This is a genomic window from Pseudomonas sp. (assembly GCF_030150285.1).
GTDB lineage: Bacteria > Pseudomonadota > Gammaproteobacteria > Pseudomonadales > Pseudomonadaceae > Aquipseudomonas.
In genome coordinates this window covers 32,112-57,344 of sequence record NZ_JASLGE010000078.1, presented here as the reverse complement: position 1 = coordinate 57,344, position 25,233 = coordinate 32,112, and the positions used below count along the sequence as shown (strand labels likewise).

At 58.6% G+C, this 25,233-nt stretch carries 23 protein-coding genes; 10 read left to right on the top strand and 13 right to left on the bottom strand.

Annotated features, from left to right (window positions below; translation table 11 throughout):
- Window positions 1–163 precede the first annotated feature (163 nt).
- Together Q1W15_RS18225 and Q1W15_RS18220 are read left to right on the top strand one after the other, a co-directional pair.
- Complete coding sequence (locus tag Q1W15_RS18225) at window positions 164–751, top strand: YecA family protein (protein WP_300730787.1); 588 nt, start codon at window positions 164–166, stop codon at window positions 749–751.
- 4 nt (window positions 752–755) lie between these two features.
- A complete protein-coding gene (locus Q1W15_RS18220) occupies window positions 756–1,154 on the top strand; it encodes a YbaN family protein (protein ID WP_300730786.1) in 399 nt (132 codons plus the stop codon).
- A 61-nt stretch (window positions 1,155–1,215) separates the two neighbouring features.
- On the opposite strand, the gene Q1W15_RS18215 is transcribed toward Q1W15_RS18220, so the two are convergent.
- The 4 genes from Q1W15_RS18215 to Q1W15_RS18200 form a co-directional block, all read right to left on the bottom strand.
- Window positions 1,216–1,821, bottom strand: a complete 606-nt coding sequence (locus Q1W15_RS18215; protein ID WP_300730785.1) for a tRNA-uridine aminocarboxypropyltransferase — start codon at window positions 1,819–1,821, stop codon at window positions 1,216–1,218.
- A 175-nt stretch (window positions 1,822–1,996) separates the two neighbouring features.
- The gene (locus tag Q1W15_RS18210) at window positions 1,997–2,122 is read right to left on the bottom strand and encodes a PA1414 family protein (RefSeq protein WP_300730784.1); all 126 of its coding nucleotides are present in this window, start codon (window positions 2,120–2,122) and stop codon (window positions 1,997–1,999) included.
- 382 nt (window positions 2,123–2,504) lie between these two features.
- The gene (locus Q1W15_RS18205; protein ID WP_300730783.1) at window positions 2,505–3,434 is read right to left on the bottom strand and encodes a DMT family transporter; all 930 of its coding nucleotides are present in this window, start codon (window positions 3,432–3,434) and stop codon (window positions 2,505–2,507) included.
- An 89-nt stretch (window positions 3,435–3,523) separates the two neighbouring features.
- Complete coding sequence (locus tag Q1W15_RS18200) at window positions 3,524–4,360, bottom strand: S1-like domain-containing RNA-binding protein (RefSeq protein ID WP_300730782.1); 837 nt, start codon at window positions 4,358–4,360, stop codon at window positions 3,524–3,526.
- Window positions 4,361–4,718: 358 nt separating this feature from the next.
- Between Q1W15_RS18200 and Q1W15_RS18195 the strand changes: the two genes are divergently transcribed.
- On the top strand, window positions 4,719–4,898 hold the full coding sequence (locus Q1W15_RS18195) for a hypothetical protein (protein WP_019410559.1): 180 nt from the start codon (window positions 4,719–4,721) through the stop codon (window positions 4,896–4,898).
- Window positions 4,899–5,154: 256 nt separating this feature from the next.
- On the opposite strand, the gene Q1W15_RS18190 is transcribed toward Q1W15_RS18195, so the two are convergent.
- Entirely contained in the window at window positions 5,155–6,501 is a 1,347-nt protein-coding gene (locus tag Q1W15_RS18190; protein ID WP_300730781.1) for a DEAD/DEAH box helicase, read from the bottom strand.
- Window positions 6,502–6,693: 192 nt separating this feature from the next.
- Between Q1W15_RS18190 and Q1W15_RS18185 the strand changes: the two genes are divergently transcribed.
- Window positions 6,694–7,977: a mechanosensitive ion channel family protein gene (locus tag Q1W15_RS18185; protein ID WP_300730780.1), complete on the top strand. Its 1,284-nt coding sequence runs from the start codon at window positions 6,694–6,696 to the stop codon at window positions 7,975–7,977.
- Between the two features lie 74 nt (window positions 7,978–8,051).
- Here Q1W15_RS18185 and Q1W15_RS18180 read toward each other — a convergent pair whose 3' ends face one another.
- The 3 genes from Q1W15_RS18180 to Q1W15_RS18170 form a co-directional block, all read right to left on the bottom strand.
- Window positions 8,052–8,612: an alpha/beta hydrolase gene (locus Q1W15_RS18180; protein WP_300730779.1), complete on the bottom strand. Its 561-nt coding sequence runs from the start codon at window positions 8,610–8,612 to the stop codon at window positions 8,052–8,054.
- 40 nt (window positions 8,613–8,652) lie between these two features.
- Window positions 8,653–9,513 carry a carboxylate/amino acid/amine transporter gene (locus Q1W15_RS18175; RefSeq protein ID WP_300730778.1) on the bottom strand — a complete coding sequence of 287 codons (861 nt, stop codon included), beginning with the start codon at window positions 9,511–9,513 and terminating at the stop codon, window positions 8,653–8,655.
- 260 nt (window positions 9,514–9,773) lie between these two features.
- On the bottom strand, window positions 9,774–10,373 hold the full coding sequence (locus tag Q1W15_RS18170) for an FMN-dependent NADH-azoreductase (RefSeq protein WP_300730777.1): 600 nt from the start codon (window positions 10,371–10,373) through the stop codon (window positions 9,774–9,776).
- A 172-nt stretch (window positions 10,374–10,545) separates the two neighbouring features.
- Here Q1W15_RS18170 and Q1W15_RS18165 point away from each other — a divergent pair, with 172 nt between their 5' ends.
- The 4 genes from Q1W15_RS18165 (at window position 10,546) to aqpZ (ending at window position 15,012) form a co-directional block, all read left to right on the top strand.
- Window positions 10,546–11,469, top strand: a complete 924-nt coding sequence (locus Q1W15_RS18165; protein ID WP_300730776.1) for a LysR family transcriptional regulator — start codon at window positions 10,546–10,548, stop codon at window positions 11,467–11,469.
- A gap of 156 nt (window positions 11,470–11,625) precedes the next feature.
- Window positions 11,626–12,195 (top strand): peptidylprolyl isomerase, encoded by a 570-nt coding sequence (locus Q1W15_RS18160; RefSeq protein WP_300730775.1) that lies wholly within the window; start codon window positions 11,626–11,628, stop codon window positions 12,193–12,195.
- 83 nt (window positions 12,196–12,278) lie between these two features.
- Window positions 12,279–14,111: an ABC transporter ATP-binding protein gene (locus tag Q1W15_RS18155; RefSeq protein WP_300730774.1), complete on the top strand. Its 1,833-nt coding sequence runs from the start codon at window positions 12,279–12,281 to the stop codon at window positions 14,109–14,111.
- 199 nt (window positions 14,112–14,310) lie between these two features.
- Window positions 14,311–15,012 carry an aquaporin Z gene (gene aqpZ / locus Q1W15_RS18150; RefSeq protein WP_300730773.1) on the top strand — a complete coding sequence of 234 codons (702 nt, stop codon included), beginning with the start codon at window positions 14,311–14,313 and terminating at the stop codon, window positions 15,010–15,012.
- An 18-nt stretch (window positions 15,013–15,030) separates the two neighbouring features.
- Here aqpZ and Q1W15_RS18145 read toward each other — a convergent pair whose 3' ends face one another.
- Window positions 15,031–16,155, bottom strand: coding sequence for a GNAT family N-acetyltransferase (locus tag Q1W15_RS18145; RefSeq protein WP_300730772.1), 1,125 nt, complete (start codon window positions 16,153–16,155; stop codon window positions 15,031–15,033).
- Between the two features lie 344 nt (window positions 16,156–16,499).
- Here Q1W15_RS18145 and Q1W15_RS18140 point away from each other — a divergent pair, with 344 nt between their 5' ends.
- On the top strand, window positions 16,500–17,792 hold the full coding sequence (locus tag Q1W15_RS18140; RefSeq protein WP_300730771.1) for a putative porin: 1,293 nt from the start codon (window positions 16,500–16,502) through the stop codon (window positions 17,790–17,792).
- 117 nt (window positions 17,793–17,909) lie between these two features.
- Here the strand turns inward: Q1W15_RS18140 and Q1W15_RS18135 are convergent, their stop codons facing one another.
- The 4 genes from Q1W15_RS18135 to hrpA all read right to left on the bottom strand — a co-directional run bounded on the left by Q1W15_RS18135 (window position 17,910) and on the right by hrpA (window position 24,128).
- Complete coding sequence (locus tag Q1W15_RS18135) at window positions 17,910–18,143, bottom strand: zf-HC2 domain-containing protein (RefSeq protein WP_300730770.1); 234 nt, start codon at window positions 18,141–18,143, stop codon at window positions 17,910–17,912.
- The gene (locus Q1W15_RS18130) at window positions 18,137–18,748 is read right to left on the bottom strand and encodes an RNA polymerase sigma factor (RefSeq protein WP_300730769.1); all 612 of its coding nucleotides are present in this window, start codon (window positions 18,746–18,748) and stop codon (window positions 18,137–18,139) included. Before Q1W15_RS18130 ends, Q1W15_RS18135 begins: the two co-directional genes overlap by 7 nt.
- Before the next feature lie 143 nt (window positions 18,749–18,891).
- Complete coding sequence (locus tag Q1W15_RS18125; protein WP_300730768.1) at window positions 18,892–20,013, bottom strand: beta-ketoacyl-ACP synthase III; 1,122 nt, start codon at window positions 20,011–20,013, stop codon at window positions 18,892–18,894.
- Between the two features lie 203 nt (window positions 20,014–20,216).
- The gene (gene hrpA / locus Q1W15_RS18120; RefSeq protein ID WP_300730767.1) at window positions 20,217–24,128 is read right to left on the bottom strand and encodes an ATP-dependent RNA helicase HrpA; all 3,912 of its coding nucleotides are present in this window, start codon (window positions 24,126–24,128) and stop codon (window positions 20,217–20,219) included.
- Window positions 24,129–24,276: 148 nt separating this feature from the next.
- Here hrpA and Q1W15_RS18115 point away from each other — a divergent pair, with 148 nt between their 5' ends.
- Window positions 24,277–25,182 carry a DMT family transporter gene (locus Q1W15_RS18115; protein ID WP_300730766.1) on the top strand — a complete coding sequence of 302 codons (906 nt, stop codon included), beginning with the start codon at window positions 24,277–24,279 and terminating at the stop codon, window positions 25,180–25,182.
- Window positions 25,183–25,233: the final 51 nt, after the last annotated feature.

The following is a 25,233-nucleotide window of genomic DNA, read 5'->3' as shown; positions in this document are numbered from 1 at the left end:
CAGGGCATCACAAAACGCGGGAGTATACCCGAGCGCTCTCCCGCACAGGGCCTGCTGATTGATCTGCCGATCACCGGGAAGTGATGGCAAATACATACAGCGACTGGCTTGAGCGCTCAAGAAAGCCTAGAATTCGGTATTGTTTATTTACTAGGTAGTCCCAATGTCCTTCGCTGAGCAACTAACCCGCCTGCAAGCCTTCCTCGACGCCGACGAGCTGCATGACGAGGCGCTGGACTATGTCGCCACCCACGGCTTTCTGACTGCCTTGTCCATCTGCGCTGAAGAAGTGTCTGAGCGCGAATGGATCGACGCGATCTTCTCCGAGCCGCCGCACTATCAGAACGACGCCCAGCGCGAAGAGATCGAGGCCACCCTCATTCAGCTCAAAGCCCATATCGCCCGCCAATTGGCGTCCGATGAAGAGTTCGAGCTGCCTTGCGACCTCGACCTGGGTGACGAGCCGGACGACTCCGACCTGCGCGGCTGGTGTGTTGGCTTTATGGAAGGCGTGTTCATGCGCGAAGCCGCCTGGTTTGAAACCGCCGAAGAAGAAGTCAGCGAAATGCTGCTGCCGATCATGGTCGGTTCCGGCCTGTTCGATGACCAGCCCGAGTTCGAAGACATCGCCAAGGATGCCAACTTGATGGACGACATGATCGTCCAGATTCCCGAGGCGCTGACCGCTTTGTTCCTGCTCTGCCAGGCACCTGACGAAAAACCGGCCATCCTCAAGCCCCGCCACCACTGATCCAGTGGTTCAGCCCCCCGTTGGCAGCCGTTCGCGGCTGCTGCGTTACACACTGTTTGCCATCGGCTGGCTGAGTGTTGCGCTGGGGGTGATTGGCATCTTCCTGCCCGTACTGCCCACCACCCCGTTCCTGCTGTTGGCTGCCACCTGCTTTGCACGCAGTTCGCCGCGCTTCTACCAATGGCTGGTGGGGCACCCTCGGCTAGGCCCCTGGATCCGCGACTATCTGGCGGGTAGCGGCATACCGCTCAAGGCCAAAGTGTATGCCATTGGCTTGATGTGGCTGAGCATCGGGCTGTCCTGCTACCTGGTGCCTTTACCATGGGCACGGGGTTTTATGCTGACCAGCGCGGTCCTGGTCACGGTTTACATCCTGCGCCAGAAAACCCTGAAAAAACCCTGATTGCCCTGAGGCACGCGGGCGTTTTTATGCCATCACCAGTTCTGGATTGACGATTGCCAGGCTACGGCCGATCGACATGATTACGCTGGTAAGTCTCGACTCCCATCGCGTCGATCTGCCCATTAATCAACGCTTCAAACGGGCGCAGAAGTGGCGCATAGCTGCGCGGCGCTTCAAGGATTTCCAGTGCCTGAACAATCGCCTCCAGGGTCGACAATGCACCTGGCCCCGGCGCTTTGCGCAATCGGTACCGCGAGACCGCCCCCTCTGGCAGCGTGATGCGAGACAACTGTGCCAGTAACGGATTAAGGTGCAGCAGCTTGCGCGCCTTGCGCCAAGTACCGTCGGGCACCACCAGCAAAAGGGGGTGAGACTCGCTGTTTGACTCGTTTCGGCTGACAGGTTGCGCATCGTCCCCTGGAAACAGCAGCCGCGCCTGATACCCCGGTTGTTCAAGCCACTCGGCCAGATCTTCAAACACTTCCCCCACACGCAACTCAGCATTGCTCAGCCCCAAAGCGGCCAGCCTAGCGGTGTTCAACGCATGATTGACTTCACTGGGGTGTTGCAACAGAAGCACGCGTGTACGACTGTCCAAGGCGGGGATCAAAGAGCACAAACAGTGCGTTTGCGGGCGCAAGCACCGAGGGCATTGGGCTCGAGGCATAACAGTAGACACTCACGCTCTGGAAAAGAGCGCGCAGGATAAAGCGTGAGCCAACAAAAACCTACCGTGCTCGGCCAAGTGCTTCAGGTCACCTTGGTCGGCGTCCTACGCGCCAGTGACACGACGCCTACTGACACCGACACAGCGCAGTAAGACCCGACGGGCACCTGCACGCCTAGCGGCGACGTTGCGGACGACGACGCGGATCTTCGACAGGGATCGGCACCGGTTGCAGTGGCGGCTCGATCAGGCCAAGGGCCACACCGAGGTCATGAAGCCAGGATTTCAGTTTGTCTTTCATATTTCCCCCTTGGGGTCACTCGGGCGACGGGAGTTCTGTAGTCGCTTCGTACAGATAATAGACCTAAGTCCTACAAGATGCTTGCTTAAGGTCAATGAACTTTAGTCTGCCCGGCAACCTGAAAATGTCTGACAACACATCGCATTACTCGCGCGCACACCCCCAACTGCCGGGCTATCTATACGTTCAGGGCTGATGTGCGCCCTGCCCATGCCGCGCATTGGCCACGTGGTGGCAGCGACAAAAAGGTTGTTGCAAGGGATGTACGCTGACCGTTTCGCACGCTGGCAAGTGGGGGCATTGCAGCCCCCCCTTGCGACGCGGCCTTGTCGACTGCCTGACTACTACCAGCCAACGCATGGCCAGGCCGCTGCCCGGTTCATCAACCCCCCAGCAACGTGCGCAACTTGCGGCGCATCCACTGTTCGGCACTGACAAACGTGATACCCAGCAACACCAGCACCGCGCCCACGACAAAGTTGAAACTCAGCGGTTCTTTGAGTACAAGCACCCCAAACGTCACACCGAACAACGGGGTCATGAACGAGAACACCGCGAGGTTGGAGGCCAGGTAACGCTTGAGCAGCCAGAACCACACCAGATAACTGAAAAACGACACCACCAACGCCTGAAACAGCACGCTGGTCACCGCTGCCGTGGTCAAGTGCACCTGAGTGATCTGGCCACTGATTGCAGCGATAATCAGCAGGCCGACAAAACCGACGAGCAATTGGTAAAACAACGTCAAGGCCGCAGGGGCCTCGGACAACCTCGAGCCACGCACCACCACCGTTGTTGCACCCCAGGCCATGCCGGCCATGACGGCGTAGGCATCCCCCAGCAACATGTCGCGATCCATATCGGCGAAGGAAATGCCGCCGGCAAACGCGCAGGCAATTCCCACAAAAGCCAGCGCGATGCCTACCCATTGCAGCGGCCGCAAACGCTCGCTGGGCAGCAACCAGTTCACCCCCAGGGCCGTAAAGATAGGGGCGGTGTAGAGAAACACCGACATATGCGCCGCACTGGTCAGCTCCAGGCCTTTGGCAATCAACAGGAACTCCAGGCCAAACAGGCTGCCCGCCAGCAGCCCGGCGCGCCAGGTCGTCGGCACCTGGTCCCAGCCGCCCTTCCAGCACACCAGCAGCCCCACCAACAGGGCTGATATGCCAGAGCGCATCGCTGCCTGCATGACGGGTGCAATGTCAGCGGCCACCCATTTGATTGCCACCTGCTGCACGCCCCATATCAGGCAAAGCAGCAGCATGACTTGCAGTGCAAACGCATCCGTTGGTCGCCGCAACACACTCATCTCGTCACCCGAAACAACTCAAGACCCATAAAACCGCACATGCACTGCTCCTTTTCACAACACGTACTTTATAGCCCTTGAGTGCCGGATCAGATCAGTTCGATACGGTCCGCGTGGATGGCAATCTTGCCTTCCTTGTACAGCGCGCCAATGGCTTTTTTAAAGTTACCCTTGCTCACGCCAAACAGGTTGCTGATGGCTTCCGGCGAGCTTTTGTCACTGATCGCCAACACACCGTCATTACCGCGCAGCGCACTGAGAATCTTCGAATTCAAACTGCTGGCCGCTTCCTGACCGACCGGCTGCAGGCTCAGGCTGATCTTGCCATCAGCACGGACTTCCTTGATGAAGCCCTTCTCCTGCTTGCCAGCGCGCATGAACTTGAAGATTTCGTTCTTGTGAATCAAGCCCCAGTGCTTGTTGTTGATCACGGCCTTGAAGCCCATGTCAGTGGCCTCAGCCACCAGCAAGTCAACTTCCTGGCCCACCTGGTAATTGGCCGGGGTTTTGTCCAGGTAGCGGTCCAGACGAGCTGTAGCGGTGATACGACGCGTGTGCTTGTCGAGATAGACGTGCACCACCACGTATTCGCCGGCGGTCATCTGGCGCTTTTCTTCGGAGTAAGGCAGCAGTAAATCTTTGGGCAGCCCCCAGTCGAGGAAGACGCCAATACTATTAACTTCAACCACTTTCAGGCTGGCGAATTCGCCGACCTGAACTTTTGGTTTTTCCGTGGTTGCAATTAACTTGTCATCGCTGTCCAAATAAACAAAGACATTGAGCCAGTCTTCATCTTCGCTCGGAATATCTTTGGGGATATAACGATTGGGCAACAGTATTTCACCGTCAGCCCCGCCATCCAGATACAAACCAAAGTGAGTATGTTTAACCACTTGCAAACTGTTGTAGCGACCAATTAAAGCCATGTTCTATACCCTCATTACGTGGGCGGCATTCTACCCGAGTTTAGGGGGTTGAATTGTGGCCGCGCCAACCGCCAAACAAAAATTCTGCGAAAGGCATGATTTTTCAGGGCTTTGCTCATCGCCCCGCGCACCATTCGTCAGTCAGACACTGCATCGCGACAGGCCCCAAGCGGCCTTAATATCATTGCCGCAGACACAAGGTTTCGAATTAAAACAGCGAGTTAGAAAATAATAACGGTGTTATGGGTATTCACTGTCAATACGCCCTTTAATTTTCCGAAGGATATTTAACAAGCAATTGTCAAGTATTTCAGGTATTATCGCTGGCTCAGTTATTTTCTACAGGTCAATAGCCGCCATGCGTGTAAAAGCATCCGCCAGTAAAGCCAAGCCAGCTCCCGCTGTTGAAACCAGTGACTCAATCAATGCGCAAATCGCCGCGTTCTTGAAGTCTGGTGGCGAGATCCAGCAAATTGATAAAGGCGTCAGCGGCCAGACATTCGGCCCGTCCAAGCAAATCACGCTGGGCAAAAAGTAATTCCCTTCGCAGTACCCGGTCCTGAAGCGCTTTGCATGCCTTACAAAGCGCTAGGGCTCTCGTAAAGCGCCTCGCGCGTTCCTCGCACAAATACGCCCTCCTGCTACACCTTCAAACCCCAGATCAAGCCTTTGCGCCGAGCGGCGCTGACAGGGTGTGCCTGCGTGTCGGCGGGTTGCTGGCAGCGCAACAAGACTAACGGGCCAGACAGCAAAAACCCGGCCTAAGCCGGGTTTCTTTGCCTCACACTCTCGCTTTATTCAGCGTCGGGTGCTTGCGGCTTGCGGCGTTTGAGCGGTGCCATACCGTCTTTGCTGACCAGCGACAGTGCGTCGGTCTTTGGGCGGTTGGCGATTTTGCGCTTTGTCGGGGCCTTGGCACCGGTCTTCTTCTTGGCGCCTTTGGCGTCGGTCTTTTTCTTCTTCACACCCACCGCTTTGCCCGACGCCTTGACGTTTTTAGGGCCGCCGTAGGTGCCTTTGACTTCCTTGATCACGCGGCGCTCAAAGCTCTGCTTCAAGTAACGCTCAATGCTGGACATAAGGTTCCAGTCACCGTGACAGATCAACGAAATCGCCAGGCCTTCATTACCGGCACGGCCAGTACGCCCGATACGGTGAACGTATTCGTCGCCGCTGCGGGGCATGTCGAAGTTGATGACCAGGTCCAGGCCTTCAACATCCAGGCCACGGGCTGCCACGTCAGTGGCGACCAGAATCTTCACTCCGCCCTGCTTCAGGCGGTCGATGGCCAGCTTGCGGTCTTTCTGGTCCTTCTCACCGTGCAAGACAAACGCCTTGTACTCCTGCGCCACCAGACGGCCGTAGATACGGTCGGCCATGGCACGGGTGTTGGTGAAGACAATGGCTTTTTGATACGTCTCGTTGGCCAGCAACCAGTTAACAATCTGCTCTTTGTGCTGATTGTGGTCAGCCGTGATGATCTGCTGGCGCGTGGTGGCGTTCAGTTGGCTGACCTGGTTGAGCTGCAAGTGCTCGGGGTTGGTCAATACCTTGCCGATCATGTCACGCAGGCCGGAACCGCCTGTGGTGGCCGAGAACAGCATGGTTTGTTGGCGGTTCGGGCACTCGTCGACCAACCGCTGGACGTCTTCGGAGAAGCCCATGTCGAGCATGCGGTCGGCTTCGTCGAGCACCAGCACTTCAACTTCTTTCAAGTCGAGGTTGCCGGCATTGAGTTGCTCCAGCAGGCGGCCCGGCGTACCGATGAGGATGTCCGGCACCTTGCGCAGCATGGCAGCCTGCACCTTGAAGTCTTCGCCGCCGGTGATCAGGCCGGACTTGATGAACGTAAACTGCGAGAAGCGCTCGACTTCCTTGAGCGTCTGCTGGGCCAGTTCGCGGGTCGGCAACAGGATCAACGCCTTGATGCTGACGCGGATTTTGGCCGGGCCAATCAGCCGATTGAGGATCGGCAGAACGAAAGCGGCCGTTTTGCCACTCCCGGTTTGAGCAGTAACCCGCAGGTCACGCCCTTCGAGCGCGAGCGGGATGGCCGCTGCTTGCACAGGCGTAGGCTCGACAAATTTAAGCTCGGCCACAGCTTTAAGCAGGCGTTCGTGCAGGGCGAAATCGGAAAACACGGGTGCTACCTCGAAGAAATGCAAAAAATCAGCGGCATAGAGTAACGGTTTCGAGCGCGCAGGCCGAGTGACTTTGCACGAACGGCATGAAACAAATGTTTTTTTAAGGGCTTTAGTCCTACAGCGGCCCATTAAACGCTGGTAAATGCTCTAATCCCTGCACCATTTATTTTTGGGATAACGCTTTCTCTTATGGATATTCAAGAACTCTGGGTGCAACTCCAGACCCTGTGGGCCAACCTTGACGATCATCCTTGGCTGTCTGCCCTGCTCGGCCTGATCGTACTGGTGAGCATCGCGCTGATCGCCGGCCACGTGGCCCGCCTGGTCATTTTGCGCGTGACCAAAATGCTCGGGCGCCAGCCCGCCTTGCACTGGTTCAACGATTTACATGAGCACAAGGTGTTCCACCGTCTGGCGCAGATGGTGCCTTCGCTGACCGTGCAGTTCGGCCGCAACCTGGTGCCAGACCTGAGCGACAACGGTCGTCACTTCCTGGGTAACCTCGCGCTGGCCATCACCATTTTTGTCCTGACTCGCGTCGTCAGCGCGCTGCTGGATGCCTCGCTCGATATCTACTCGCGCACCAATTACGCGAAAACCCGGCCTATCAAGGGCTACATACAGCTCACCAAAATGTTGCTGTATGTGTTTTCGGCCATCATCATCGTGGCCACGCTGATCGACCGCTCGCCCATGCTGCTGCTGTCGGGTCTGGGCGCAATGTCGGCGGTCATTTTGCTGGTTTACAAAGACACGCTGTTGTCTTTTGTGGCCAGCGTGCAGTTGACCAGCAACGACCTGCTGCGCGTCGGCGACTGGATCGAAATGCCTCAGGTGGGGGCCGATGGCGACGTGATTGACATTACCCTGCACACGGTCAAGGTACAAAACTTCGACAAAACCATCGTGTCGATTCCGACCTGGCGGCTGATGTCCGAATCGTTCAAGAACTGGCGCGGCATGCAGCAGTCCGGCGGACGGCGGATCAAGCGCAGCCTGTACATTGATGCAGCCGCCATCGGCTTCCTGACCGACGAGCAGGAACAACGCCTGGAACAGGTGCGCTTGCTGACCGATTACCTGCTACGCAAAAAAGCCGAGCTCAAGAGCTGGAATGAGGCTCAGGGCAACGTTGCGGCACTGTCCGCCAATCGCCGGCGCATGACCAACATTGGCACGTTCCGCGCTTACGCGCTGGCCTACCTCAAGAGCCACCCGGACATTCAACCCAACATGACGTGCATGGTGCGCCAAATGCAAACCACGCCTCAGGGTGTGCCCCTTGAGGTGTATTGCTTTACGCGCACGACGGTGTGGGCCGAATACGAGCAGATTCAGGGCGATATTTTCGATTACCTGCTCTCGGTACTGCCCGAATTCGGGCTCAGCGTTTATCAGCAGCCGAGCGGCAATGACTTGCGCCACGGCCTGCTGAATAACAGCCAATCGCCGCTGATCGTGCATCAGGAATAACCCCGCCCACCAAAACACGAAAGGCCCCCGGTGTCGCACCGGGGGCCTTTTTTATTCACGCAGTGGTGCGCCGTTCAAGCAGATTTGAACTGGGGGTCTCCGGTCAGCTCAAACAGCAGCTCAATCCCTTTGGGCCAAGCGGCCATACCGCTGGAGCCATTGATGTGCCCTGCGTTATCCAGCCAAACCAGTTCACTGCCCCACGCCTGGCTGAACTGGGTGGCACGCGCGACACTGACATAAGGGTCGTTGGTGCTGGCCACGGTGATGGAGTCAAACGGCAACGGCTCGAGCGGCATGGGCGTGAACCCTGACGTTCCCGTGGGGTAGCTGTCAGCTTCGGTATCACTGGGGGCGACCAGTAAAGCGCCCCGAACCTGCCGGGCCTCTTGCGGATACTGCTGGGCCCAACGGGCAATCAGGGTGCAGGCCAGGCTGTGGCCAACCAACACCGTGGGGCGATTGCTTTTGCTGAATGCCTTTTGCAGGTTCTGCACCCAGTCTGCACAGGCGGGGGTTACCCAATCGTCCTGCTTGACCCGTTTGAGCCCGCTATAGCGCTGCTCCCAGTGAGATTGCCAATGCTCAGCCCCTGAATCGGACAAGCCCGGCAAGATCAACACCCTGACTGTCATTCCCGCTCTCCCTTTAGGCGATTGATTGCTGAGGATGACCTTAGACCGTCACAGCCCTGCGGTCTAGCCGGCTGATCCAGACGGCCAGCAGAATCACCAGCCCGCCAAAGAACAAACGCCCCAAGGGTTCATGCTGATTCCAGATCAGCAGGTTGACCAGCAAGCCGAGCGGCACATGCAAATTGTTCATCACTGCCAACGTTCCGCCGTTCACCAGGCATGCGCCCTTGTTCCACCAATACATGCCCAACGCCGTCGAGACCAGGCCCAGAAACAGCAACACCGCCCACTGCACCGGCGCATCCGGCAGAAAGTGAGCTTTGCCAAACAGCAGAAAAGCCGGCAACACCACGACCAGCGCGCCGAGGTAGAAGAACCCGAAACGCCGATAATGCGGCAATGGGCTGGGGTAGCGCGCCACCAGATGCTTGTACAGCACCTGACCGGCGGCATAGGTGAAGTTGGCCAGTTGCAGCAGCAGGAAGCCCTTGAAAAAATCCGGGCTGATGCTGTCGAAACGAATCACCGCCGCACCCGACACCGCCACCAGCGCGGCCACCAGCGCCCAAGGGTTAAAACGCCGGTTAAGCGCATCCTCGATCAACGTCACGTGCAACGGCGTCAGAATGGTAAACAGCAGCACTTCCGGCACGGTGAGCACGCGAAAGCTCAAGTACAGGCACACATAGGTAATGCCGAACTGTAAGGCACCGATCAGCAGCATGCCGCGCATAAACCCGGGTTCGACCTGGCGCCAGCGCGTCAGCGGGATAAACACCAACCCGGCCAGCACCACACGGACCAACACGGCAAAGTAACTGTCGACATGACCGGCCAGGTATTCACCAATCAGGCTGAAAGAAAACGCCTGAATCAGTGTCACAAATAACAAGTAGCCCATAACTGTCTCGCCCGAAAACCGTGACCGCTGACCGGCACAAGGCCCGCCAACACAAGAATGGACGCGACCTTAGCGGTTTTGCATCGGGCTGCGCCATCAACCTGTGCACCCCGGCCAAAAAAAAACCCGATCCAGCGCAAGGGCTGATCGGGCGAGAGCACTCAGAAGGGAGTGCAAAGGGAGGTTCGATGCGCGAACCGCTTGCTTGAAGGAGCAGTGGAACGATTAAGCCATGGGCCGATTATCTGTCGATTAACGTCTCAGGCCACTTCAGTGAGCCGGGCGCTGGCTTGATTAAGGCCCTTTTCCTGGAATTCATCCCCCAGGTTCAGGCCTTCGGCATGAATGAAGGTCACGTCGTGAATGCCGATAAATGCCAAGACCTGGCGCAAATAGGGCTCTTGATGGTCAAGGGTGCTACCCGCGTAGAGCCCCCCTCGTGCCGTCAGCACGTAAGCTTTCTTCTCGGCCAACAGCCCTTGGGGCCCGGTGTCGGTATATTTGAACGTCACCCCGGCCCGTAAAACATGGTCCAGCCACGCTTTGAGGGTGCTGGGAATCGCGAAGTTGTACATCGGCGCGGCCAGCACCAACACATCGGCAGCCAGCAGTTCGTCGGTCAGTTCGTTGGAGCGCTTGAGCGACGCCTGCTCAGCCACGCTGCGTTGCGCTTGCGGTTTCATCCAGCCGCCCAACAAATCAGCGTCAAGGTGCGGTACCGGGTTGACAGCAAGATCTCGAATACTCACTGGGTCGTCAGGGTGAAGGGTCTTCCACTGAGCCATGAATTGGCGGGTCAACTGCCGCGAGAACGAGCCCTGTTGCCGGGCACTGCTTTCAATGATCAGAACGTTGGACATGGAAGGTAATCTCCATCGGTGAAGGCTGTAGGGCAATGCCGACAAGGTTATAGGCCAAGGATTCGATAAAAAAGCGCAAAATATTGCTACAACCTATCGATATAATTGCTATTAATGGTGCCATCATCGCGATGATTGCTGGCCATACGTTGAAACCCCGGAGGAACCCACCGTGAAAGCGCCCCGCGTAACCCTTGATCAATGGCGAACCCTGCAGGCGGTGGTCGACCACGGCGGCTTCGCCCAAGCCGCAGAAATACTGCATCGCTCGCAATCCTCTGTCAGTTACACCGTGGCGCGCATGCAGGACCAATTGGGCGTGCCCTTGCTGCGTATAGATGGGCGTAAAGCCGTGCTGACGGAAGCGGGCGGCGTACTGCTGCGCCGCTCCCGGCAACTGGTCAAACAGGCCAGCCAGCTCGAAGACCTCGCCCATCATATGGAACAGGGCTGGGAAGCCGAAGTGCGCCTGGTGGTGGATGCCGCGTACCCCAATGCGCGGCTGGTGCGCGCCCTGGCGGCCTTTATGCCGCAGAGCCGAGGCTGCCGCGTGCGCCTGCGTGAAGAGGTGTTGTCCGGCGTTGAAGAGGTGTTACTCGAAGGCGTCGCTGACCTGGCCATCAGCAGTTTCAATATCCCCGGGTATTTGGGCACCGAACTGAGCCAGGTGGAATTTGTCGCAGTGGCGCACCCTGACCATGCACTGCACCGTTTACAGCGCGAATTGCACTTTCAGGACCTGGAAAGTCAATTGCAAGTCGTGATTCGCGATTCAGGCCGCCAGCAACCCCGCGACATGGGCTGGCTGGGAGCCGAGCAACGCTGGACCGTCGGCAGCCTGGCCACGGCGGCCGCTTTTGTGGGCAGTGGCCTGGGCTTTGCGTGGCTGCCTCGGCACATGATTGAGCGCGAACTCAAAGAAGGCGTACTTAAAGCCCTGCCACTGGATCAGGGCGGCACCCGTCACCCCCAGTTTTACCTGTACGCCAACAAGGACAAAGCCCTGGGGCCTGCCACGCAAATCCTGACCGAGTTGCTGCGCACCTTTGATACCGCGCCTCTGGATGCGCCTTTTGCGGCCCCTCTGCAAGCGTGAACACAGGGTGGAATAATTACAACAGTGGGCAGGAACACCGATCACTAATATCCTGTCCAAGGTTCACCGTTGGCAAACCTTCGCCAGCCCTACCCCTCATACATCGTGCGCGGGTTCGTCCGCGCAGCGGCCCTCACTTTCCAGGACCCATGACCCATGCTGAAAAAAATCGCTCTCGCTGCCGGTGCCCTGTTCTTCGCTGCCAACCTGATGGCGGCCACGCCTGCCGCCAGCAAGGCTCCACATGTCTTGCTGGACACCAGTTTCGGCAAAATTGAAATTGAACTGGACCCGGTCAAGGCACCGATCAGCAGTAAAAACTTTTTGGATTACGTCGACAGCGGCTTCTACACCAACACCATTTTCCACCGTGTGATCCCGGGCTTTATGGTGCAAGGCGGCGGGTTCACCCCTCAGATGGCGCAAAAGCCTACCCGCGACCCGATCAAGAACGAGGCCAGCAATGGCCTGCACAATGTGCGTGGCACCTTGTCGATGGCCCGCACCTCCAACCCGAACTCAGCCACCAGCCAGTTCTTTATCAACGTGGCTGACAATGCATTCCTGGATCCGGGCCGTGATGCCGGTTATGCCGTGTTCGCCAAAGTGGTCAACGGCATGGACGTGGTCGATCAAATCGTTAACTCGCAAACCACCACCAAACAGGGCATGCAGAATGTGCCGGTGGATCCTGTGATGATCAAGTCTGCCAAACGCCTGGACTGAAGGCCGCGTCATGCAACACACGTTGACCGGCGCAAGCCGGTCACACCCTTAAAGGAGAGCCCGCGCTGCGGGTACCCGTGCCCATGCTTTATCGCCGCTTCGAACAACTGATCGATATTTTTCGCGACCCTCCCAGCGCTTCCCCACCGACTACCGTCTGGGCGTTTTACGCTTACTACCTGCGTCAGGTATGGCCTATTTTTAGCGCGTTGCTGGTGGTCGGCCTAATTGCGGCCCTGATCGAAGTCTCGCTGTTCAGCTACCTGAGCACGCTGATTGACCTGACCCAAGGCACACCCAACAGCGACTTTTTCAAGCTCCACAGCAACGAGCTAATCTGGATGGCGGTGGTCGCACTGATCATCCGGCCCGTGTTCTTTGGCCTGCATGACCTGCTGGTGCACCAGACGCTGAGCCCCGGCATGACCAGCCTGATTCGCTGGCAAAACCACAGCTACGTGCTCAAGCAAAGCCTCAATTTTTTTCAGAACGATTTCGCCGGGCGTATCGCCCAACGCATCATGCAAACCGGCAATTCGTTGCGCGACTCCGCGGTGCAGGCGGTCGATGCCCTGTGGCATGTGATCATCTACGCCATCACCTCGCTGGTGCTGTTTGCCGAGGCGGACTGGCGGCTGATGATCCCGCTGCTGACCTGGATCGTCTTCTACATCGGCGCGCTGTACTACTTCGTTCCCCGAATCAAGGAACGGTCGGTGGTTTCGTCCGACGCGCGCTCCAAACTGATGGGCCGAATCGTCGACGGGTACACCAACATCACCACCCTCAAGCTGTTTGCCCACACGCAGTTTGAGCAGCAGTACGCGCGTGAAGCCATCATCGAACAAACCGAAAAAACCCGGCTGGCCAGCCGCCTCGTCACCAGCATGGATGTGACCATCACCACCCTCAACGGCCTGCTGATTGTGACCACCAGCGGCCTGGCCTTGTGGTTGTGGAGCCAGTCACTGATCACCGTGGGTGCCATTGCCCTGGCCACAGGCCTGGTGATCCGTATCGTCAATATGTCCGGCTGGATCATGTGGGTGGTCAACGGTATTTTCGAGAATATCGGCATGGTTCAGGACGGTTTGCAAACCATCGCCCAACCCTTGTCGGTCACCGACCGCGAGCACGCCAAACGCCTGGACGTGCACCGCGGTGAAGTTCGTTTCGAACACGTTGAGTTTCATTACGGCAAACACAGCGGGATCATCAGCGACCTCAATCTGGTAATCAAACCGGGTGAGAAAATCGGCCTGATCGGGCCTTCCGGCGCGGGCAAATCCACCCTGGTTAACCTGCTGTTACGTCTTTATGACCTGCAAAACGGGAAAATTCTGATAGACGGTCAAAATATTGCCGAGGTGACGCAAGAAAGCCTGCGTGAAAAGATCGGAATGATCACCCAGGACACCTCGCTGCTGCACCGTTCAATCCGCGATAACCTGTTGTACGGCAAACCCGACGCCACCGACGAAGAACTGTGGGAAGCCGTGCGCAAAGCACGTGCCGATGAGTTTATTCCTCGCTTGTCCGACGCCCAAGGGCGCACCGGGTTCGATGCTCACGTGGGCGAGCGCGGCGTCAAGCTGTCTGGCGGGCAGCGCCAGCGCATAGCCATCGCGCGGGTGCTGCTCAAGAACGCGCCCATTTTGATCATGGACGAGGCCACCTCCGCGCTGGACTCGGAAGTGGAGTCAGCCATTCAGGAAAGTCTCGAAACCCTGATGCAAGGCAAAACCGTGATTGCCATCGCTCACCGACTGTCGACCATCGCCCGGATGGACCGTTTGGTCGTCCTCGAAAACGGCCAGGTGGCCGAGACCGGCACCCATGCCGAACTGCTCGCAAAAGGTGGGTTGTATGCGCGGCTCTGGCAGCATCAAACGGGGGGATTTGTCGGGCTGGACTGACTCAAAAAAAGCACCCTTGTAACCCCCCTGAAACACATCGCCAGACCCCGTATTTAAAGGGCTCTGGCGTTTTTTTTGGGCTCTGGAAAAAGCACATTCGCCTGCTGTACTGAAAAAGAATTCGGAGGAATTCCGTCGTCAACTGCAGGATGCATTCGTGTGTTTACTGATCGATAGAGTTATCTATCCAGGACCTTAAATGAACTTGCTCAAACGTTCAGCTACTGAGTTGTTAGGCACTTTTTGGTTGGTACTTGGCGGTTGCGGCAGCGCTGTACTGGCCGCCGCTTTTCCTGACGTTGGCATTGGGCTGCTGGGCGTCGCGCTGGCATTCGGCCTGACCGTTCTTACCATGGCATTCGCCATCGGGCATATCAGCGGTTGCCACCTCAACCCCGCCGTGTCCTTCGGGCTCTGGATGGGCGGGCGATTTCCCGCGAAGGAACTGCCCGCCTACATCGTGGCGCAAGTACTGGGCGGCATCATTGCCGCCACGTTGCTGTACTTCATTGCCAGCGGCAAACCAGGGTTTGACCTGGCCGCGAGCGGTCTTGCTGCCAACGGTTATGGCGAACACTCACCCGGCGGTTACACGATGATCTCGGGGCTGGTGTGTGAAGTGGTGATGACGGCGATGTTTATCCTGATCATCCTGGGGGCTACCGACAAGCGGGCACCCGCCGGGCTGGCCCCCATCGCCATCGGGCTGGCGCTGACGCTGATCCACCTGATCTCAATCCCGGTCACCAACACCTCAGTCAACCCGGCCCGCAGCACCGGGCCGGCGCTGATTGTCGGCGGCTGGGCGATTGAGCAACTGTGGATGTTCTGGTTAGCGCCCTTGGTGGGGGCCGCGATCGGTGGCCTGGCCTATCGATGGCTGGGCAAGGAAGACCACTGACCGACGATTGGGCGAGGCTCAGGCCTGACGGTACGGCAACGCCGACCTCGCCTCTTCGGCATACGCCAACACACCCACGCGCTCGCGTTCGAGAAAATCACTCACCGCCGCCTTCAAGCCCGGATGGCGCAAGTAATGCCAGGAGCGCGTGATCACGGGTTCAAAGCCGCGTATCAACTTATGCTCCCCTTGTGCCCCGGCGTCGAAACGTTGCAAGCCCTGAGCGATAGCCACGTCCATGCCCTGGTAGAAACAGGTTTCGAAATGCAGTTGGTTAAATTCGCCCAAACAGCCCCAATAGCGCCCGTACAGCGTGTCACCGCCCACCAAGCTAAAGGCCATAGCCACGGGGGTTGTGCCTTGCTTGGCCAGGACCACGCGAATGGCCTCAGGCATGCGTTCGGCCAGCAGGCTGAAAAATGCCCGCGTCAGGTAAGGCCGTTGCCGACGTACTGCGTACGTGTTGGCATAGCAGGCGTAAACGAAATCCCATTGCGCCTCGCTGACGGATTGCCCTTCGAGCCATTCAAACTCAAACCCCTGCCCTGCCACCTGCTCACGCTCTTTGCGCATTTGCTTGCGTTTGCGTGAACTCAATGTGTCGAGAAAATCCTGGAAGTCGCGGTAGCCGCGGTTCTGCCAATGAAACTGGCAACCCAGGCGCTGCAACCAGTCGGGCTGCTGCGCCAAGGCCGTATCCGCCAGCGCGTCGGTGAAATTGATGTGCGCGCTGGACAGCCCTTCGACCTCCAGGTAACCGGGCAAGGCCGCCAACAGTTGCAAGCCATCGTCAGCACGGGCGGCCAATAACCGTGGGCCTGCCACGGGGCTGAAAGGCACACCGGTCAGGAGTTTGGGGTAATACTCGATCCCCGCGCGGGCGCAAGCGTTCGCCCATTCGTGATCAAACACGTACTCACCCTGTGAATGCCATTTGCGGTAACTGGGCAAGGCCGCCAGCAGTTGCCCGTTGGCGTAATGCAACAGATGCTCAGGCTGCCACCCGGTGTTGCGCCCCAGGCTGGCACTGTCCTCCAGCGCACTGAGAAAAGCATGCCGCACAAAAGGCTGGGCCACGGGCACCAGCGCATCCCATTGCGGGGCACTGATCGCGGACACACTGTCCAGACGCTGTAATGGCATTGAAAGACCCCGGGCGCAGTATTGAGCCCGCGATGGTAGCAGAGACATCGCCCAAGGCTTGCTGCGGGTCGGCACAGATTTCATGAAACCGCTCTACCCAGCCTTTTTGCGCCCGCTCAGACGACAGCCACACGCCATTTGTTAACTGTCACCATTTTGCTATCACCCTGCCACTTTTCTGTCATATCCAGCCGCGATACTGGCGCCGCTTCTTAGAAGACAGGGTTATGAGTGGTTTGTCTGCCAACACGCGAACGACACACTCAAACCTCCTTATTTGCGAGCCCATTCAAGGGCCGATTGTTCCTGGGGTGGCTAGGGCCATCTCACATTGGGAGATCCATATGCGTCTTGTTTCTACACGGGTTGCGGCGGGACTGTGTGGCGGCCTTGTCTTGGCCATGAGCGTTCCAGCCAGCGCTGCGGTCGATGCCAAACTGCTTGAAATGCTCAAAGCCAACGGCTCCATTTCTCCAGCGCAATACTCCGAGCTGCAAGTCGAGCTCGCCAGCGAGACGCAAGCCAAGCAAGAAGCGGCCGCTGATCAGGTGAAGAAATCTGACTTGAGCGCCTTTGAACAGAAAGTCGCCTGGGCCACCAAAACCGAACTGAAAGGTGACGTGCGGGTTCGTCAGGAAACCGTGAAAATCTCTGGCGAATCCGATGGCAAAAACCGCGATCGCCAGCGTATTCGTGCTCGCCTGGGTGCCTTCACCGAAGTGAACCCGCAAGTCAGCACGGGCATCCGTATCGCCACCGGCGGCAGCGACGACGCGCGCTCCACCAACCAGGACCTGGACAACTACTTCGACAAGAAGCAGCTGTGGCTGGACATGGCCTACCTCGACTACCACCCGACCGCTATCAAGAACCTGCGCCTGGTTGGCGGCAAGATGCCCCAACAGTGGGTCAACATGGGCGACGTGATCTGGGATAGCGATATCAACCCGGAAGGTCTGTCAGCAGGCTACAAAACCAACCTGGGCAACAGCGGCGTCGAAGTGTTCGGTAGCACTGGCTACTACACCCTTAAAGACAACGTGAACGGCGATGGCGTGCAGTTCAAAAATGACCTGAGCATGTTTGCAGGCCAGTTGGGCACGCGCTTTGCGCCGACCGACAGCCTGAAAGTGACCTTGGGCGGTAGCGTTTACAGCTTCCACAACGACGAAGACAGCAAGTGCCCGACAACCGGCACCAAAACCACGCCGTGCGCCCTGGCCGTCAACGGCAACAGCACCAGCGAGTTCCGTCTGTACGAAGGCTTCGGTCAAGTCGACATCGCCAACCTGCCGCTGCCCCTGTCGTTGTACGGTCAATACGTGCACAACGCCGCCACCGACAGCGATCAGGACGACGCCTGGCTGGTGGGTTTCAAGAGCAAGCTCAACGCCTTCAGCCTGGACTACAACTACCGCGACCTTCAGCGTAACGCCGTGGTGGGTGCCTTCACTGACTCTGACTTCGCTAACGGCACTACCGGCTCACGCGGTCACAAGATCAAAGTGGGTTACGAAATCGACAAGAACTTCGGTGTCGGCGTGACGTACTTCCTGACCAAGGCCGACTACTCCACCTCCACGCAGAAAGATGCCAAGACCAACACCCTGCAACTGGACGTAGAAGCCAAGTTCTAATCGCTTCATGCAACACGCAAAACGCTGAAGCCCTTCAGCGTTTTGCCCATCACCCGCAGCGCGTGGGTGTCGGCGGCCCCCCTTCACATCCTCCGACGACAGCCATCGCGTCTGCATCTACTTAAGGCGCGACACCTCGCCCAACATCAACGCCACCGTCGTGTCCAGCTCAACCGGCAGCGGCTCGGCCAACGTATTCAACGCAGCCCCCACTAAACGCAATTGCCGGGTAAAACGCCGGCAGGCGGGACAAACCAGCCAATGATGGCGGGCTTGCAAGCGCTCATTGAACGTGAGCTGTGCATCCACATAATCGCTGGCGCAGGCCACATACTGTTTACAGGTCAGCATTCGCCTGTTTCCTCGAAATGTTCCACCGTCGCAAAAACTTTAAGCCGGGCGCGATGCACCAGCACCCTGGCATTAGAGAGCGATATCTGCAGAACATTACAGATCTCTTCCAGCGCCAGCCCATGACGCTCGCGCAGTAACAGCACACTGCTTTGCAAGGCCGGCAGGCTCACGAGCGTGCGCTCCAGGCAGTCACGCAGTTCTTCTTCAGTGAGCAAGGCTTCGGGCGTGTCGTGGTGCCAGGCAGTGGGGGCCAGCAGCCAGTGGCCATCGGCGGCAAAACGCTGATCGTCAATCGTGCCGTGAGGGGAAGGTAAATCGTCGAGCAACACCTCACGACGGTTGTGTGTGTAACGGCTTTTCGCCGCATTGGCGGTGATCGTCAGCAGCCAGGTCTTGAGGCTTGAGCGGCTTTCAAAACGGTCGAGATTGCGCACCACCGACAGCCAGGCATCCTGCACAGCTTCGTCGGCATGCCGACTGCCGACAATCGCAAAGGCTACCGCGCGCATGGCCCCTTGATAGGTGCTGACCAGTTCCCGAAAAGCCTGCTCATCCCCGGCCAGCAAACGCTTTAACATCTGCTCATCAGCAGCGTTTGCCATAAATCCCCCTCTGCCTGGCTCGGTAAAAGGATCAAAAGATCGCGAGCGAGCTCGCTCCTGCTGGTGGGTAGGAGCCAGCTTGCTGGCGATCTTTTAAAAGGAGGCAAAGAGGGTGAGCCATCGAGCACCGCACGCGCCAACCCTTAGCGTTTACGCAGGATCACGCTACCAATCGAGTAGCCCGCGCCGAACGAGCTGAGTACGGCCAGTGCGCCGCTCGGCAGGTCATCCTGGTAGGTATGGAAGGCAATCACCGAACCCGCCGAGCTGGTGTTGGCGTAGGTGTCCAGAATCACCGGTGCCTCTTCTACCGAGGCTTCGCGGCCCAGCAATTTACGCACGATCAGATGGTTCATGCTGAGGTTGGCCTGGTGCAGCCAGAAGCGTTTCACATCGGCCACGTCAATGCTGTTTTCTTGCAGGTGCTGGCCAATCAACTCCGCCACCATCGGGCACACTTCGCGGAACACTTTGCGGCCTTCCTGTACGAAGAGCTTGTCGGCGCTGTCCGGGTTTTCGTCTGATGCACGATTCAAAAAGCCGAAGTTGTTGCGGATATTGTTCGAGAACGTCGTCAGCAACTTGGTGCTCACCACGTCGAACTGGTGTTCGGACGTCGCCAGGTCAGCCCGCTCAACCACCACCGCCGTGGCGGCATCGCCAAAAATAAAGTGGCTATCACGGTCACGGAAGTTCAGGTGGCCGGTGCACACTTCAGGGCTGATCAACAGCACCGCACGGGCCTGGCCCAACTGCACGCTGTTACTGGCGGTCTGAATGCCAAAGGTGGCCGACGAACAAGCCACGTTCATGTCAAAGCCAAACCCTTGAATGCCCAGCGCCTGTTGCACTTCGATGGCAATGGCCGGGTACGGGCGTTGCAGGTTGGAACACGCCACGATCACGCCATCAATGTCGGCGGCCGTCTTGCCGGCACGCTCCAGCGCCTGCCTGGCCGCGCCCACGGCCATTTCGCAGAGCACCGACGGTTCGTCATTGCTGCGTTCAGGCAAATGCGGGCGCATGCGCTGCGGGTCAAGGATGCCGTCCTTGTCCATCACGAAACGGCTTTTAATGCCCGACGCCTTTTCAATAAAAGCCGCGCTGGATTCAGCCAGTGGCTGCACTTCACCGGCTTCGATCGCCTGGGCGTTGTCCGCGTTGAACTGCTGCACCCAAGTATTGAAAGACTGCACCAGCTCTTCGTTGGAGATGCTGTTGGCCGGGGTATACAGGCCGGTGCCGCTGATGACGACGTTATGCACGGTCGTTCCTCTTGTTCTGTTCAGCAGAAAATAGTCATGTCAGGTCGTTATAGCCGCCAAGTTTGCCATAAACGGCAACATTTGGCGTAATTCAGGTCACACCGTCCGCGGTAGGCGCGCGCTGGCTCGCGATCTTTTGCTCTTTAACCAAGATCAACAGATCGCCAGCCACCGAGCCTCGACGGGCGGCCTCTACAGAACAGCTAAGCGTCTACCGCAGTCCATTGCTTGCTCAGGCGCTTGTCGGAAATCGGTACTTTGGTGCCCAACTGCTGACCGAACAACGACACGCGGTATTCCTCCAGCCACCACCGGTAAAGCTCCAGTTGCGGGTCGCGCTTGCCTTCCTGGGCATGTTTGGCGGCACGGGCCTGGTACTGCGCCCACAGCCCGCTCAGTTCACCACTCCAGACGCGGTCCTTCTGCACCTGACTCGGCAGTTTTTCCAGTCGCAACTCAATCGCCTTCAGGTACCGCGGCACCTCCTTGAGCCACTGGGCCGGGGTTTCGCGAACAAAGCCGGGGTACACCAGGTGGCTGAGTTGCTGCTTGATGTCATTCAGCGCCACGGCCTGGGCCAGATCGATCTTGCCCTTGAAGCGCTTTTGCAAACCGTGCCACAGCTTGAGAATGTCCAGCGTCAGCCTGGCCAGTTTTTCGGCGTGTTCGGTCCAGGCCCCGCGCTTGCGCTGCGCCAACGAGGCCAGCCCGGCCCCGTCACGGGGCAAACTGGCTTCGCCTTCGAGGATGCAACTGTCGAGGCTGGCCAACAAAATATCTTCCACCAGGCTCTCTACCCGACCCAGCTCGCGGTACAACAAGCCCAGTTCAGTCATGCCCGGCAACTTGCCGCGAAGAAACTTGGCCGGCTCGGCCAGTTGTTGCATCAACAAACGCTGCAGCGCCCGGCGATGCTGATACTCCGCTTCGGCAGGCGTCGAGAAGCGCCCTTCCTTGACCGTGTTGCCCTCTTCCACCAGCGCCGGGTACACCGTCATCGACAGCCCGGCGATTTTTTGTTGAGTTTTCTCGGCCACCGGGGCAAACACTTTGGCCTCCACCGGCTGCTGGCTCTTGGCCGTTTGCGGCACGGCCAACGCCGCCTGGCTGGCTTGCGCAAAGCGGGCCGTCAACTCGGCCAGGTCGCGGCCCTCACCCAGGAACTTGCCCTCGGCGTCCACCACCTCCAGGTTCATTTTCAGGTGATTTTCGACCTGCTGTGCGGCGTCCGCCCACGCCTCATCGCTCACCCGCGCTCCGGTCATGCGCAGCAACTCGCGGCCCAACGCCAAGGGCAAGGAGCCCTCAGCGAAGGTCATGCGCTCGAGCGAGGCTTTGACAAAATCCGGTACTGGCACGAAGTTCTTGCGCAACGCTTTGGGCAAACTGCGCACCAGGGCGATGCATTTGGCCTCGATCATGCCGGGCACCAGCCACTCCAGCCGCTCCGGCGGTAAAACCGGCAGCAACGGCGCGGGCACCTTGACCGTCACGCCGTCGCGCGGGTGGTTGGGCTCGAAGTGGTAGCTGAGTTCAAGGGTCAAATCCCCCAGTTGCAAGGTGTCCGGGAAATGCTTGGCGGTGATTTCGGTGGCTTCGCGGGCCAGCACGTCCTCTTCACGCATGATCAACAGTTGCGGGTCTTTCTGGCTGTGGACGCGGTACCAGCTGTCAAACGTCGCGGTCTGATGGATCTCGGCGGGCAAGCGCGCATCGTAGAACGCGTACAGGGTTTCTTCGTCCGCCAGGATGTCACGGCGGCGCGCCTTGGCTTCCAGTTCGTCAAGTTGCTCCAGCAGTTGCGCATTGGCCGTCAGGCACTTGGCCCGCGACTGAATCTCGCCACGCACCAGCCCTTCGCGGATAAACAATTCTCGCGACAGCACCGGGTCAATCGGCCCGTAATGCACGGCCCGACGCCCCACCACAATCAGCCCGAACAGGGTGATTTGCTCGTAAGCCACCACCTGACCGCGCTTTTTCTCCCAGTGCGGCTCGAAGTAATTCTTTTTGACCAGATGCCCCGCCAGCGGCTCGATCCAGTCCGGCTCAATCTTGGCCACCATCCGCGCATACAGTTTGGTGGTTTCCACCAGCTCAGCGGTCATCAGCCATTGCGGGCGTTTCTTGCCCAGGCCAGAGGAAGGGTGAATCCAGAACCGGCGCTGACGTGCGCCCAGGTAATCGCCATCCTCGGTTTTCTGGCCAATCTGGCTGAGCAAACCGGACAACACCGCCTTGTGCAGCTTGGGGTAGTCGGCCGGGTCTTTATTGACGGTCAACTGCAGGTCGCGGCAGATCAGGCTCAACTGCCGATGGGAGTCGCGCCACTCGCGCAGTCGCAGGTAGTTAAGGAAATTCTTGCGGCACCAGTTGCGCAACGGGCTGGCGGTCAACGCCTGGCGCTGCTCTTCAAAGCCGCGCCATACGTTGATTAACCCGGCGAAATCCGAGTCCACATCTTTCCATTGCGCGTGGGCCTGATCCGCCGCTTGCTGACGCTCTGGCGGCCTTTCGCGCGGGTCTTGCACCGACATCGCACTGGCCACGATCAACACTTCCTGCAAGCTGCCCAGTTTGGCCGCCTCCAGCAGCATGCGGCCCATGCGCGGGTCCACCGGCAGGCGCGCCAATTGGCGGCCCAATGGGGTCAACTGGTTTTCGCGGTTAACCGCCGACAGCTCTTGCAGCAGGTTGAAACCGTCTGTAATGGCCTTGCCGTCTGGCGGCTCGATAAACGGAAATGCGGTAATTTCGCCCAGACGCAGGTGCAGCATCTGCAAGATAACCGCAGCCAGGTTGGTGCGAAGAATCTCAGGGTCGGTAAATTCCGGTCGCCCATTGAAATCTTCTTCGCTGTACAAGCGTACGCAAATACCGGGTTCGACCCGCCCGCAACGGCCTTTACGCTGATTGGCGCTGGCTTGGGAAATGGCCTCGATCGGCAGGCGCTGGACCTTGGCCCGGTAGCTGTAGCGGCTGATACGCGCGGTGCCGCTGTCGATCACGTAGCGAATGCCCGGCACGGTGAGCGACGTTTCGGCCACGTTGGTGGCCAGTACCACCCGACGCCCCGGGTGCGACTGAAAAATCCGCTGTTGTTCGGCCGGTGACAGCCGTGCATACAACGGCAAAATTTCAGTGTGCTTGAGTTGGGCTTTGCGCAGCATATCGGCGGCGTCGCGAATTTCCCGCTCGCCGGGCAAAAACACCAGCACATCGCCGGGACTTTTACGCTCACTGCGCTCAAACGCGGCGATCTCATCCAGCGTGGCAATAATTGCCTGATCGACGCTCACGTCTTCTTCGACGCTGTTGCCCTCTTCGTCCTGCTCGGACGTCAGCGGGCGGTACCAGGTTTCCACCGGGAACGTACGCCCCGAGACTTCCACAATCGGCGCATCGTTGAAGTGCTTGGAGAAGCGCTCCAGGTCGATGGTGGCCGAGGTAATAATGACTTTCAGGTCCGGGCGACGCGGCAGCAGGATTTTCAAATAACCCAGCAAAAAGTCGATGTTCAGGCTACGTTCGTGGGCCTCGTCGACGATGATCGTGTCGTAACGTTCGAGGTAGCGATCATGCTGGGTTTCGGCCAGCAGAATGCCGTCTGTCATCAGTTTGATCAGCGTGCTGTCATCGCTTTGATCTTCAAAACGCACCTGATACCCGACCAGCGCGCCCAAGGGCGTGCCCAGCTCTTCGGCCACCCGGCTGGCCACGCTGCGCGCAGCGATCCGGCGCGGCTGGGTATGACCGATCAGTCCGTGTTGGCCGCGGCCGATTTCCAGGCAGATTTTCGGTAACTGCGTGGTTTTACCCGAACCGGTTTCGCCCGCCAGAATCAGCACTTGGTGCTTAAGCAGCGCCGCCTTGATTTCATCGCGCTTGGCAGCAATAGGCAGGTGCTCGTCATAACGAATCAACGGCACACTGGCCGCTCGTGCCGTGACTTGCGCGCATGAGGCCTGCACCCGCTCGGCCCAGGCCGCCAGCTTGGCGTCATCCGGCTTCTTGCGCAGCTCGTGCAACTGCCGACGCAACTTATGGCGGTCAGCAATCAGGGCGTGATCGAGATTTTTCAGCAATTGGTCGATAGCAGGCGATTTTTCAGTCATCAGGTGCGCAAAAGTCTTCAAAAGTGCAGGGGGCGGATTGTCGCAGATTTGGCGGCGGGTGCACGAATCACTTTGTGGGAGGGCCAGCCATTGCCTTGCGTGGCGCATCCCCTACACTGCCTCGCTCAAACCTTGTAAGGACACCTTCGTGAGACTTGTCGATATTGTGCGCATGCTGTCGCTGGCCGGCATTTGGGGCGCCAGTTTTCTGTTTATGCGGATTATCGCGCCAGTACTCGGTTCTATTCCTACTGCCTTTTTCCGCGTGTCCATAGCCGCCGTCGGCTTGCTGGTGCTGCTGGCGCTGATGCGCGTGAAGTGGAACTTTGGCGGCAAGCTCAAGGTGGTGTTGGTGCTGGGGGTTATCAACTCTGGGATCCCGGCCACGTTTTACGCGGTGGCGGCCCAGACCTTACCGGCCGGCTACTCGGCCATTTTCAACGCCACCACGCCACTGATGGGCGTGCTGATTGGTGGGCTGTTTTTCAGTGAAAAGCTGAGCCTGAGCAAAATGGCCGGTGTGTGCCTGGGCCTGTTTGGGGTGGGCATCCTGACCCGTGCGGGGCCGGTGGCCTTTGACATGGATTTGCTCATGGGGGCGCTCGCCTGCCTGCTGGCCACCACCTGTTATGGTTTTGCGGGCTTTTTGGCACGCCGCTGGCTGGATCAGCAAGGCGGCCTCGATCCCCGGCTGTCAGCACTGGGAAGTATGCTGGGGGCCACCTTGTTTCTGTTGCCGTTGTTCGGGCTGAGCCTGGCCCATCAACCGCCCGCCAGTTGGGGCGGCGTCAGTGTATGGCTGTCGCTATTGGGTCTGGGGCTGGTGTGTACGGCGTTTGCCTACATTCTTTACTTCCGTTTACTGACCAGCATAGGCCCGGTCAAATCCATGACCGTGACCTTTATGATTCCGCCCTTTGGCGTGCTGTGGGGAGCGTTACTGCTGGATGAGCCGCTGTCCATGGCCCACCTTTACGGCGGTGTATTGATTGCAGCCGCCTTGTGGCTGGTGCTCAAGCCGGCGACGGCAAAACCGGTGTTACCGTCGAAATGAAGAGGGAGGTGAGTGTTTAAACTTATCGGGCACCGGCGACAACCAGCGCCC